The sequence below is a fragment of the Halobacillus andaensis genome (genome assembly GCF_014636475.1).
GTDB classification, from domain to species: Bacteria; Bacillota; Bacilli; order Bacillales; family Halobacillaceae; genus Halobacillus_A; species Halobacillus_A andaensis.
In genome coordinates, this window is sequence record NZ_BMEL01000001.1 from 1,174,257 (window position 1) to 1,187,418 (window position 13,162).

Below are 13,162 nucleotides of genomic sequence, written 5' to 3' on the forward strand. Positions count from 1 at the left end.
ACGTGTAAAGGTTAAGCCAGGCAGTTCTTTCTATTTAAGAAACTTCATAAAAATCTATTATTTAATTGTGAGTTGTTCTTGGGAGGATAATTTAAAATCACCATAACGGGCACGTTTTAAATACTGCCCGGAACCTAATGTGCCAACAAACTTCTTATCACGGACTACAAACTCCCCGCGGGATAGTACGCTGACTGGCTGGCCTGTCACTTTCATCCCTTCAAATGGATTGTAATCTGCTGCCATATGACTTGTCTCCACCGAAATTGTGCGTTCTACTTTCGGATCAAAGATGACGATATCAGCATCTGCTCCAACAGAAATTGTACCTTTCTGAGGGAATAAACCAAATGTTTTCGCCACTCGCGTGGATGTAATATCAACGAACTGATTTAACGTGATTCTTCCTTTTTTCACCCCTTCAGAGAAGAGGATGCTCACACGGTCTTCAATAATTGGACCGCCATTAGGAATCTTCGTAAAGTCTCCTTTGCCTAAATCCTTCTGCCCGTTAAAATCAAAAGAACATTGGTCGGATCCTAACGTTTGAAGTTCCCCATTTTTCAATGCGTTCCATAACACTTCCTGATTATGCTTTTCTCTCAATGGCGGTGACCAGACATATTTAGCTCCTTCAAAGTTCGGCTTCTCCAGATAACTTTGATCGAGCACTAAATATTGAGGACACGTTTCTCCCCATACGTCATACCCCTTCTTACGAGCCTCTGAAATTTTTTCGACCGCTTCCTGACATGACACGTGCACGACATAAAGCTGCGAATTTGCCAGCCCCGTCAATTGAGCCGCACGCCCAGTCGCTTCCCCTTCCGCTTCAGGCGGGCGAGTCAGCGCATGATAGATCGGGTCTGTATTCCCTTTTTGTAAAGCTTTTTTCACTAAGTGATCAATAACGTCCCCATTTTCTGCATGTACCATGACTAAGGCACCAAGCCTTTTCGCTTCTTCAAGCGTACGGAAAAGTGTTTCATCATCCGCTTGGAAGACATTTTTATAAGCCATAAAAACTTTAAATGAAGTAATACCTTCATCTTCAATGACGCTAGGAAGCTGATCAATAACCGCATCATTGATTTCACCAATCATCAAGTGGAAGCTGTAGTCGATCACTGATTTTTCTCTCGACTTCGCATGCCATTGGTCAATTGAGTTTTGAAGGGGTTCCCCTTTGTTCGTTAAGCAGAAATCGATGACAGTTGTCGTGCCGCCAAATGCTGCAGCAATCGTACCTGTTTCAAAGTCATCTTTACTGACTGTCCCGCCAAAAGGCATTTCTAAGTGAGTGTGTGGATCCACTCCCCCGGGAAAAACGTAATGACCCTCTGCATCAATTACTTCTGCACCGGGGTCTGATAAATCTTGTCCGATTAACGCAATCTTTTCGTTTTCGACTAGAATGTCTGCTTTAAATGTATCGGATGCCGTCACAATAACTCCATTTTTAATAATTTTCTTCATCGTAGCCCTCCTTGTATATTGGTAGAAAATAAATAACTTACTTCACTAGTTTCACGTCACATGATGCTGTAGCACCAATAGCCGCCTGTCTTTCGTTCCACGTCATTGGCGGCTTGCCGTTATCGTAGTCGACCATGTCGATAGCTCCATCAACAGGACAGACGATTGAACATAAATTACATCCTACACAGTCTTCTTCACGTACGCGCAAGATATCGTTGCCATTTTCATCTTTCAGCATATCGATACATTGGTGAGACGTGTCTTCACAGGCAATATGACATTTATTACAGTTAATGCATACGTCATTATTGATTTTCGCAACGATCTGATGATTGAGATCTAAGTTTCCCCAGTCAGAGTACCGTTCAACCGATTTTCCAACAAGGTCCATGACAGAGCCAATGCCTTTATCATCTAAATAATTATTTAATCCATCTTTCATATCCTCTACAATACTAAATCCATGGTGCATCGCAGCCGTACATACTTGTACACCAGTCGCTCCCATAAGCATAAATTCAACGGCTTCACGCCAGCTCGATACGCCACCCATTCCTGAGATCGGAACATTAATGTTCCGATGACGGGCACACTCCGCGACCATGTTAAGGGCGATTGGTTTGACCGCTGGACCGCAATATCCTCCATGCGCCCCTTTGCCTGCCACGTTTGGAATCGTATCCCACGAGTCAATATCCACCCCAGCTAAACTATTAATGGTATTAATCATACTTACAGCATCCGCTCCGCCGCGAACGGCAGCCTCGGCTGTGAAGGTAATATCCGTTATATTTGGCGTAAGCTTAACAATAACCGGAGTTTCGGCCGCTTCTTTTGCCCACATCGTTTGTTTCTCAACAAGTTCAGGTACTTGTCCGGAAGCTGCTCCCATTCCACGTTCTGCCATCCCGTGAGGACATCCAAAGTTGAGCTCTAATCCATCTACCCCAACCTCTTCTACCCGCTTAACAATTTCATGCCACTTCTCCTGGGTAGGCTCAACCATTAAAGAAGCGATGATCGCGTGGTTTGGAAAACGTTTCTTCGTTTCATAAATCTCTTTTAAGTTCACCTCAAGCGGCCGGTCGGTTATCAATTCAATATTGTTAAAGCCAGCCATGTTCTGGCCGTTGAAACTTACCCCGGCGAAACGGGAAGATACGTTTAAAATGGGGTCTCCTAATGTCTTCCACACAGCTCCACCCCAGCCCGCTTCAAACGCACGCTGTACTTGATATCCTGAGTTCGTTGGAGGAGCAGAAGCTAACCAAAAGGGATTGGGAGATTCTATTCCTGCAAGATTTAGTCTCAAATCTGCCATTCTATTACGCCTCCTTAAATATAAATCGTTCTGTTTTTACGCGGTGGCCGTTGGAGCTGGAGATAATTGCTTGTGGATCGCAAGCGCAGCTTCTTTTCCTTGCTGGGCTGCTGTCACTACCATCGCATCTCCTTTTCCTTTTCCAAAAATTACGTCGCCTGCAGCGAATACTTTAGGGTTCGACGTTTGTCTCGATTCTGGATCCACTTTCACCACTCCACCTTCGTGTTCAAGCCCGAAGTTTTCAATTAAATCTAAGTGACGCGTTTGACCAATCGCTTTAATAACCGCGTCGACTTTGATCGTAAACTCGGAATCTTTGACAGGGACCGGTCTTCTTCGTCCATCTGCACTTGGTTCACCTAGCTCCATTTGTACGCACGTAAGCTCTTGAACCTTGCCGTTCTCATCCCCTTTAATGCTGATCGGCTGGGTCAGCCAATTAAACTCAACACCGTCCTGCTTAGCAAATTCATATTCGAAATCATAAGCCGTCATCTCATTCGCTGTACGTCTGTACACAATTTTCACATTTTCTGCACCTTTACGAACCGAACAAGTCGCGGCATCAATGGCTGTATTTCCTGCCCCTACGACGACGACTTTTTTACCCATTAATTCTTCAGTGATCTCTCCTGATTTGGTACTCTTGACGAATTCAATCGCATCGTGGACGCCGTCGAGTTCTTCTCCTTCAATCCCAAGCATTGGAACGCTTCCCATCCCAATCGCCAGAACAATCGAATCGTAATGATCCATTAATTCCTCATAACTGACGTCTTGTCCTACCTTCGTATTGGTTCTAATTTCAACATCCATCTTTTCAACTTGCTCGACTTCCCAATACGATATTTTTTGCGGCAAGCGGAAAGAAACAATGCCGTATGTATCTAATCCGCCAGCCTTCTCTTCCGCTTCAAAAATCGTGACCGTGTATCCGAAACGAGCGAGTTCACGTGCAGCCGACAGTCCTGCCGGGCCTCCACCCACAACCGCAACCTTCTTGCCATTCTTTTCACCTGGCTTAAATAGCAGCTGCTCATTCTGAATGGCCCAATCCGTGGCGAAGCGCTGTAAATCTCCAATAACGATCGGTTTGGTCGAATGATTTAACACGCACGCCCCTTCGCACAACTCTTCCGTTGGACAAACACGAGCACACGTCGCACCGACAGGGTTTGAGGACATAATGGTAGTGGCTGATCCTTTTAAATTGCCTGAGGCAATTTTCTTAATAAACTTAGGTATGTCAATATCAGTTGGACATGCTTTGATACAAGGTGCATCATAGCAATACAGACATCGATTCGCTTCTTCTACGGCTTCAGCATTTGTTAACCCCTGGTGAACCTCTTCAAAATTAAGGCTTAAATCCTCCAATGAAATCCCTTTGCTTTTTAACTGACTCAATGCGCTTACCCTCCTTGTATAGATCCCATCTATGCAGGTGCTTCTCGTTGCATTTCCCATCAGTTTACTAATAAAAAAGGGCTACATAGAGAAAATTATTATATTTTCCTTTTGCTCTATGTAAACCCTTTACGTTGTGTATTTATTGATTAAGGCAGCAGTTCAACCATATTTTCATAGGTTTCAGGTCGTCGATCGCGATAAAACTGCCACGTATCTCGAACTTCCCGAATAAATTTCTTATCCATCTCTCCAATTATTACTTCATCTTGATCACGACTGGCAGTTGCCACAAAGCCGCCACGCGGGTCCACTAAATAGGACTGTCCATAAAACTCTCCCATGTTCCAAGGCTTTTCATAACCTACCCGGTTAATCGCCCCTAAGTAATAACCATTAGCTACCGCATGGGCTGGCTGTTCCAGCTTCCATAAATACTCTGAGAGACCAGCTACTGTGGCTGAAGGATTAAAGACAACCTCCGCACCATTTAAACCTAGTAATCTTGCCCCTTCTGGGAAGTGACGATCATAGCAGATATAGACGCCTACTTTGGCAAAAGCTGTATCAAATACAGGGTAGCCTAAGTTGCCAGGCTTAAAGTAATACTTTTCCCAAAACCCATATCCTTCGTCTCCAACTTTTACTTGAGGGATATGATGTTTCCTATATTTCCCTAAGTATGAACCGTCCGCGTCAATAACGGCAGCCGTATTGTAATAGGTCGCAATGCCTTCCTTTTCATAGATAGGCAATACAATCACTACACCCAACTCTTTAGCTAAATCTTGGAATTGTCTAGTCGTTGGACCATTTGGGATTTCCTCCGCCGCATCATACCATTTGGAATTTTGTTCTGAACAAAAGTAAGGTCCATAAAAAATCTCCTGCAAGCAAATGATCTGAGCACCTTTATCCGCTGCCTCTTTCACAAGCTTCACATGCTTTTCTATAGCATGCTTCTTATGAACTTCAACCGGTTCGTTACCATCTACATCGTGGGAAGCTTGTATTAATCCAATTTGTACTTTATCTGACACTTGAATTCCTCCTTATGTAAGAGTTTTAATTAGTGGTGTAAAATAAAAGTGATTGTGGAAGAAATCCGCCCCTTTTATAATTTATTGAATTTTTTCTATTTACTGAAAATTTTGTAACTTAATTAATACTTTACACTATTTTTACATTTTTTCCACTATACACATTGTTAAATTTCATAGTGGAAATTTTTCCATTTCGTAAAATGTAGATCATCAAAAATAGTGAGGCTGGTGGGTGTAAGAGTCAATCTGCAGTCATCGTTATGAAATGAAAAAAAGGGGGAGTTTGACTATCTAAAAACGCGGGACTCCTGACAGCAGGAGCCCGCGTTGTAGTCACATGGTTTAAAACCAGCGTTGAGTAAGCATTTTCTTCTTCGTATAAAAGTTCACGCCATCTTTGCCATTGGCATGTAAATCTCCATAAAATGATTTCTTCGCTCCGGAAAACGGGAAGAAAGCCATAGGGGCAGGAACGTTTACATTAACACCCAGCATGCCTGCATCCATTTCTTCTCTAAACTGTCTAACCGCCTGCCCGCTTGATGTATAAATAACGGCTCCATTCGCAAATTCTGATTTATTCGCTACGTTAATCGCTTCGTCCAACGATTCAGCACGCACAATACTAAGTACAGGTGCGAAAATCTCATCTTTCCAAATCTTCATATCTTCTGTCACGTAGTCAAAAATCGTGGCTCCTAAGAAGTAACCCGATTCATTTTCACGCAGTTCAACTCTGCCATCTCTGACTAACTTGGCGTTGTCCTTCTCTCCTTCTTCAATATAATGAACCACACGATCTCTATGAGTCTCGCGAATTAACGGTCCTAAGCTCGTCGTTTCAGCCAATCCGTCACCTACATTAAGCTCATCAGCCGCCTGCTTAATTTTCTCTACTAATTGATCACCTACATCACCGACGGCTACGACTACAGAGCATGCCATACAGCGTTCCCCTGCACTACCAAAAGCAGCGTTGATGATCCCTTCCACCGATTTGTCTATATTACAATCTGGCAGAACGATCGAGTGATTTTTCGCACCGGCTAATGCCTGCACGCGTTTCCCATGATTTGCAGCTGTCTTATACACATACTCAGCCACAGGCTGGGAACCTACAAAGGAAATCGCTTCAACATCTTCGTGCTCCAATAAACCATTGACGACATCATGCGCGCCGTTCACTAGATTTAATACACCTTTTGGAAGCCCTGAATCATGCATTAGCTCAACAAGGTATTTAGCAAGAATTGGGGTGCGCTCAGATGGCTTCAGAACAAACGTATTTCCACACGCAATAGCTAACGGGAACATCCAAAGCGGCACCATCATTGGGAAGTTAAATGGTGTAATCCCCCCTACGACACCAATTGGATAACGGTACATTCCAGAATCAATGCCATCCGCAATATCAGGAAGCATTTCTCCCATCATTAATGATGGAGCTCCTGCAGCAAATTCGACGCATTCAATTCCTCTTTGAACTTCACCCATCGCGTCTTTTTTCGTTTTACCATTTTCTAGAGTAATGACCTTCGCCAATTCTTCATGATTTTCTTTTAACTTCTGTTGATACTCAAACAACACTCTTGCACGCTTCGTTACCGGAGTTTTGCTCCAGCTTTTAAACGCTTCTTTTGCAGACTTTACTGCTTTATCTACATCATCCTTCGATGAAATGGGCACTCGAGCGATGATTTCACCCGTCGCAGGGTTTGGCACTTCCTCAACCTGATCTCCTTCGGAAGCGACCCACTCTCCATTAATAAAATTTTGAATCAACAGTTGATTAGACTTTGAGAAAGTTGTCTCCATTTTTTCACCTCAATTGTAAGATTCTGTTTCCTATACTCATTAAGTATAATTTCAGAATATTTCAACATCAATGGACGAAGTGTCAAATTAAATGGAGCATTAATTGACAAAGTGACGTTTCACTTGTCAAAAAGCTTTATGGTTGAATTCTTTCTTGATTGGGCACCCTTACTGTTAACTCACTTTTCACGGGAGGAAGTCATATGACAAATCAAAAGAAACAAATACAGCCTAAACAGCATCAAGATCGGCAGCCGGGATATGAGTATGAAATGAACCCGCTACCGGAATACGTAGACCCTAACTATAAAGGAAGCGGTAAACTGGACGGCAAAGTAGCTGTGATTACTGGAGGAGACAGCGGAATTGGCAGAGCTGTCAGCGTATACTTTGCCAAAGAAGGTGCAGACGTAGCTATCATTTACTTAGATGAACATGCCGACGCTGAAACGACAAAAGGACTTGTCGAAAATGAAGGTCGCACATGCATGCTGATCAGCGGTAATGTTGGAAATGCGGGTTTTTGTGAAGATGCCGTAACGAAAGTAACGAGTGAGCTAGGCAGGATTGATGTGTTAGTCAATAATGCGGCCGTGCAGTTCCCTCAAGAAGACTTTATGGACATTACAAATGAACAAATGGAACAGACTTTTCGGGTTAATTTTTTCTCCTATTTTTATATGGCAAAAGCCGTCCTTCCTTACTTAAAGAAAGGTAGTACGATCATCAACACTTCGTCTGTTACGGCTTACGCAGGAAATGAACAATTGATTGACTATACAGCAACCAAGGGAGCCATTACTTCCTTTACCCGAGCTCTGTCTAAATCTTTAGTTGGAAAAGGAATTCGAGTAAATGGAGTAGCGCCAGGACCTATATGGACACCCTTAATTGTTTCAAGCTTTGATGCAAAAAAAGCTTCAGAGTTCGGGTCGGATAACCCCATGGCCCGTCCAGGCCAACCAAGAGAAGTCGCCCCTGCCTTTGTTTATTTAGCAAGTGATGATTCGAGCTATGTAACGGGACAGATGATCCATGTCAATGGCGGCATCATTGTAAATGGGTAAATAAAAAGGAGAAGCTGCTTCCAACCTGCAGCTTCTCCTTTTCTCATGACGAAGTCGTAACTAGTATACTATGTATATTTTCTATATATGGTAGATTGTCTTATACACATTAGGAATAAACTCATAAAATACAGTATCCAATAGAAAAGGAGGTGACTTCTATGGGATGCTGTCGAAACAACAATGATGTAGGCGGCGCTTCAAATAATCGCAGAAAAAGAAGAAATGACGTAGCTGGAGTTCGTAATTTTAACGGAAGCAGCTGTAACAACAACGACGTAGCAGGGGTTTCTGATGATAACTTCCGCGTACCTGTTAAATCTTTTATTGAAGGTGAAGATTTTTGCCGTGCTGTAAACCGCTGCTTACGCAATGACTTAGCTGGCGCTGAAGACGATCGACGTCGAAGAAACAAAGGCCGTCACTGGGATAGTTGGTTCTAAATTTGAATCCTATGCTCCACCACTAGGACTCTCTCGATCTATTCGTTAATGATCGGTTACTATTTTTAAAGACGTGCTCCAGGTTCCGCTATTACTGGGTCGATAAAGGAATCGAGCACGTCTTTTTTTATCACTATTAGTACATAATTCGTTCGATATCAACGAAATTCTTCTATAAAAGAAAAGAGCGCCGTCTCCTCTCAAGTAAGAATAGGGCTATTTCATCGCTAAAAAAGGTTAAATACTTTTATACGCACTTATATATTAAAACAATTTAATTGCCTTATGTTATTCACACCGATTAAAACAAGAAAAAGAGGGAAATAAATCTCCCCTCTTTTTCATTAAAAAATTATATTTTCCAGCAAACACCGCTTCAGGAATCCATCTCTATATTATCAGCTCTTCTTATCATTTTTATGAAGCACTTCTACTTTGGTAGGTTTGTATCCTGCCCCATCCACCCATGAGACGTAGACACGATAGTTATTGGATTGTGTTTTATTAGTCACCGTAGCAATGACACTTTTTGAGCCATCACCACTCACCCACCATACGATCATATCACTTTTCGTTAATCCAGCCCCTTTTGAAATAGCTGCAGTCATTTCTTCCCAATCCTGTGATCCTTTTTCAAAGGTTACTCCCGTATAGTTTTCCTGCTTAGTAGGTATTGGAGCCCAATCTTCAGTAATTACTTTAACGACATTCGAATCGCCTCTATTCTCGACGGTTTCTTCCTCTGAATCTTTATTTTCCTTTTCTTTTTGTTCTTTTGTCTTTTCTTGCACTTCATGAGAACCCTCTGGGTGGTTTTCTTCCGCTTCCTTAGAGTTTTCTTCCTCTGAACCTGTATCTTCTGTTTCTTTATGTTCATTTGATCCTTCTTGCTCTTTACGAGAAGCCTCTACATTAGTTTCTTCCGATTCTTTGGAGATTTCTTCTTCAGAGTCACTTGACTCAGGATCTTGTGTCTGCTCTTTTTCAGCATATTGATTCTTATCATTGAGCTCTAAATGATTTTTCAGGGTAGTAGATATTTTATTGAGTTCTTTCTTATCAGGCATATAATAGTAAGTTCCCTTTATAGTTTTATCTTCTCCTGCGATTTCATAATCGGTTATATTTTCTTGAGCTTCTTTATAATTTGATTGAAGCCTCCAAAGTTCAAAAAGATTGAAGTTTGTATTTACATTTTTTCCAACCACTTGGGCTATTTCCCCAATTTTCGTGACAGAAGATAGATTGGATCCTTTTTGTAAAACAGACTCTATGACTTGCCGCTGGCGTTTTTGCCGACCTAAGTCTCCTCTTGGATCCAACTCTCTCATTCGAGCATACAATAAAGCTTCTTTACCATCTAAAGTAAGTTTACCTTTAGGGAAGTCCACTTTTTCATCAGTGAACTCTAAATTATGAGTACGGAACTCAAAATCATTGTTTACTTCCACTCCATCTAAGGTATCAACAATACCAGTAAAGCTTTTCATATCTACTTCTATATAATAATCAACCGGAACATTTAAAAGATTTTCAACAGAATTCATGGTCATCTCTACATCCCCAACACCATAAGCACTGTTGATTTTGTCTAATCCTCCTTCGATCTTTGTATACGTATCGCGAGGAATACTAACCATTTTAACGGACTTGGAGGCAGGATTAATGGTCAATAGAACCAAAGTATCGGTTTGTCCACCTTGTTCACCTGCTCGAGTATCCGTACCCATTACTAATACAGATATAGGATCCCCATCCTTAAGGCTGATTTCTTCCAGTCGATCTCCAAATTTTCCCTTTCTGTCGATCTCTTTGACAATATTAGAGGAAGTTGTAGTTGTAAACTGAAATACATAACTGATGACCCCTAAAGTTAGCACTGTACAAGCTGTTAAAATAAAAAGTACGGCTTTTTTACCCATTGACCAATCCTCCACTATCAAGCCTATTACCTGTCTTTGTTGCAGGTGTTTTCCCGTGCTTAAGCGGCATTTTTAGTAGCCTTATTATGATAAGTTCTCCCTGTACGAGCAACTTTGTTCCATTTCTTGTTGAAGAAATAAGAGATACTTCCATACATTACAAAATACATAGTTACAAATCGATAAACTAAAATATCAAAAATGATGGCTGAAAACAATCGGAAACCATCTTTCCAGTTAAATGTAAATCCGTAATGCTTTCCTTGCTTAATCGCTACCACATCATAAATCACCCCAAATATGAATATCCAGAACATATAGAAAAACACATAATTCAAATATGAATTTTCAGGTGCGTTGATCATATTTACGATAACGATAACGGTCATGATATATGAAGCAAGGGTGCCTATTAGGAATGCCTCAAACACATAAAAAAAGGAAACGGCTTTTGAAAATATGGTTTTCCCAAAGAAAGATCGAAAATGAATAATACAATCTATATATGCCTTTTGCCAGCGCAAACGCTGCTTTGTTAAGTCTTTCCATGTCTCAGGCAATTCAGTAAAACCGACAGCGTCAGATATAAAACTAATTTTGAAGTTTTTGTGTTTCGCTATGAGTTCATGAATACGCAGGGTAATGTCAATATCTTCTCCAATTGTTTTTCGATATCCCCCCACATCTTGAAGCACTTGTTTTCTGAAAATACCAAACGCACCTGATATAACCGCCAAGCCTTTAAAGCGGACCAGCGACAATTTTGATATATAAAATGCTTTTAGGAAATCCAGAACTTGAACTCGCAGCAGCATGTTTGCATTACGTAAAGACAACCGGTTCGAAGAATGCTTTGACTTTGCTTGCAAAACATGTACCATGCCGCCTGCAGCAACTACATCTTCATCACTAAAGGTATCGTTGACAGCAGGTAATGCCATATCTTCCAAAATAGTGTCTGCATCTAATGTAATCGTAATTTCTTTACTGGAATATTCGATCCCAGCATTTAATGCATCAGCTTTTCCGCCATTCTCCTTATCTATAACGTAGATATTAGGGTAAAGTTCAGATTGATAGGTTTCTTTGACTTTTTCATGAGACAGCTTCCCGTCCGTAGATATTTTACATGGATGCAGCTGCAGCATTTTATCTAAATAAATCAACGTATCATCTGTTGAACCGTCATTGATATAAAGCACCTCCAGTTGAGAATAAGGTAACGATTTCATGTTCTCAATTGAAGTTTCTAAAATACCCGTTTCATTAAAACAAGGAACTAAAATGCTCATTCCTTTTTCATCTTCTGGCTCATGATCCATCATCCATTTTTTCAGTGTAGCCTCTCGTTTATTGGACCTTTCATTAGATTCACGGAACCAAGGTAAAGAATGGTATAAATGCAACACCGGAAACGTAACACTTAATATGAAAAAAACCATGATTAATATTTCCAAAAGAACACTCCTTTAATAAATATCAAACCTAATTTGAAGTTCGTCTACTAAAAATAAATGCTCGTAACGGCAAGTTTTTTAGTAGGTAGACTCTCAAATGAAATGCTTGCTCACAGTTGTTGAAGTACAGTTCTTGACTACCCATATAGATATGACTTTTTCTCAAACATACCTTAATGGCTAATTGAGTTTATTTTATTTTTGAATTTGATTCCTGTTTATCTAATAGTGTTGGAACGGTAACAAACTCATAGCCTTCTGCCCGTAATTCGTCAATGATTTGAGGCAAGGCCTTAACAGTTTCAAACTGTCCCGATGCATGGTAGTTATGTTGAAGTGCTATAACTCCAGGACGAGCGTCTTGCTTCACTCTTGATACAATCTCTTCAGCAGCAAGCCCCTCCCAGTCCTTTGAATCGGCCGTCCACAGAATCGAACGGTAGCCTTGGCTTTTCAGCAGGGCTGCTTGTCGATCTTCTATTTCACCAAATGGCGGTCGGAATAAGTCTGGTTTAACCCCAGTTATTTTCTCAATTTCAGCGTTAGTAGTCTTTATGTTCTTGCTCATTTGCTGGTCCGTTAGTTCAGGCAAGTGAGGGTGATCCCACGTGTGATTACCTATCACGTGTCCATCCTTGTGAATTTGCTCCAGTCGTTCAGGATACTCACTCACACGTTCTCCTGTCACAAAGAAAGTAGCTTTCACATCTTTTTGCTGTAAGATTTCTAAAATTTGTGGAGTATAGGTATCTTCTGGCCCGTCATCGAAAGTAAGGGCTATTCTTTTCTTATCGGTATTTCCCATATAAATCATTTCATTATTTAATGAATCACTTATTAATTGTTCTGGGGAAACCCTAGGGCCTATTAATAACTCCGGTAAAGAACTACCGAGTTTAATCGTAGTTAAATGGGGAGTTTTTATTTCATCAATTTCGGACTTATCAAGTATTTCCAATTGTTGACCTGGCTTAAGTGTAGTTGATAGCAGCTTGTTCCTGTTTACGATCTTATCTTCTGGTATTCCATACTTATCTGAAATTTTCGATAGGGTATCCTCCGGTTTAACTTCGTAGATTTCAGCCATTGAGGTTTTTCCTGACATGAGTAGACAAACTGAGATAAATACTAATAAACCAGTCACTTTTTTTAGCATGTTTTCACCACATCCTGTTCATAATTTTTGATGGACTACACAAGCGATT

General features: G+C 41.0%; 10 protein-coding genes. 2 read left to right on the forward strand and 8 right to left on the reverse strand.

Going from position 1 to position 13,162, the window contains the following annotated elements:
• Positions 1-57: 57 nt before the first annotated feature.
• From hydA to IEV27_RS06125, 5 genes are all read right to left on the reverse strand, one after another.
• Positions 58-1,476 carry a dihydropyrimidinase gene (gene hydA, locus IEV27_RS06105; protein ID WP_188376544.1) on the reverse strand — a complete coding sequence of 473 codons (1,419 nt, stop codon included), beginning with the start codon at positions 1,474-1,476 and terminating at the stop codon, positions 58-60.
• Positions 1,477-1,513: 37 nt separating this feature from the next.
• Positions 1,514-2,800, reverse strand: a complete 1,287-nt coding sequence (preA, locus tag IEV27_RS06110; RefSeq protein ID WP_188376545.1) for an NAD-dependent dihydropyrimidine dehydrogenase subunit PreA — start codon at positions 2,798-2,800, stop codon at positions 1,514-1,516.
• Positions 2,801-2,836: 36 nt separating this feature from the next.
• Positions 2,837-4,210 carry an NAD(P)-dependent oxidoreductase gene (locus IEV27_RS06115; protein WP_229734854.1) on the reverse strand — a complete coding sequence of 458 codons (1,374 nt, stop codon included), beginning with the start codon at positions 4,208-4,210 and terminating at the stop codon, positions 2,837-2,839.
• Between the two features lie 149 nt (positions 4,211-4,359).
• Entirely contained in the window at positions 4,360-5,250 is an 891-nt protein-coding gene (locus IEV27_RS06120) for a nitrilase-related carbon-nitrogen hydrolase (RefSeq protein ID WP_188376547.1), read from the reverse strand.
• Positions 5,251-5,595: 345 nt separating this feature from the next.
• Positions 5,596-7,068 (reverse strand): CoA-acylating methylmalonate-semialdehyde dehydrogenase, encoded by a 1,473-nt coding sequence (locus tag IEV27_RS06125; protein ID WP_188376548.1) that lies wholly within the window; start codon positions 7,066-7,068, stop codon positions 5,596-5,598.
• Positions 7,069-7,271: 203 nt separating this feature from the next.
• Here IEV27_RS06125 and IEV27_RS06130 point away from each other — a divergent pair, with 203 nt between their 5' ends.
• A complete protein-coding gene (locus IEV27_RS06130) occupies positions 7,272-8,135 on the forward strand; it encodes an SDR family oxidoreductase (RefSeq protein WP_188376549.1) in 864 nt (287 codons plus the stop codon).
• Positions 8,136-8,296: 161 nt separating this feature from the next.
• Complete coding sequence (locus IEV27_RS06135) at positions 8,297-8,578, forward strand: hypothetical protein (protein ID WP_188376550.1); 282 nt, start codon at positions 8,297-8,299, stop codon at positions 8,576-8,578.
• A gap of 398 nt (positions 8,579-8,976) precedes the next feature.
• Here the strand turns inward: IEV27_RS06135 and IEV27_RS06140 are convergent, their stop codons facing one another.
• From IEV27_RS06140 to IEV27_RS06150, 3 genes are all read right to left on the reverse strand, one after another.
• Positions 8,977-10,500 carry a DUF1510 family protein gene (locus tag IEV27_RS06140; RefSeq protein WP_188376551.1) on the reverse strand — a complete coding sequence of 508 codons (1,524 nt, stop codon included), beginning with the start codon at positions 10,498-10,500 and terminating at the stop codon, positions 8,977-8,979.
• Between the two features lie 59 nt (positions 10,501-10,559).
• Positions 10,560-11,957, reverse strand: a complete 1,398-nt coding sequence (locus tag IEV27_RS06145; RefSeq protein ID WP_188376552.1) for a glycosyltransferase family 2 protein — start codon at positions 11,955-11,957, stop codon at positions 10,560-10,562.
• Between the two features lie 190 nt (positions 11,958-12,147).
• A complete protein-coding gene (locus tag IEV27_RS06150) occupies positions 12,148-13,113 on the reverse strand; it encodes a polysaccharide deacetylase family protein (RefSeq protein ID WP_188376553.1) in 966 nt (321 codons plus the stop codon).
• Positions 13,114-13,162: the final 49 nt, after the last annotated feature.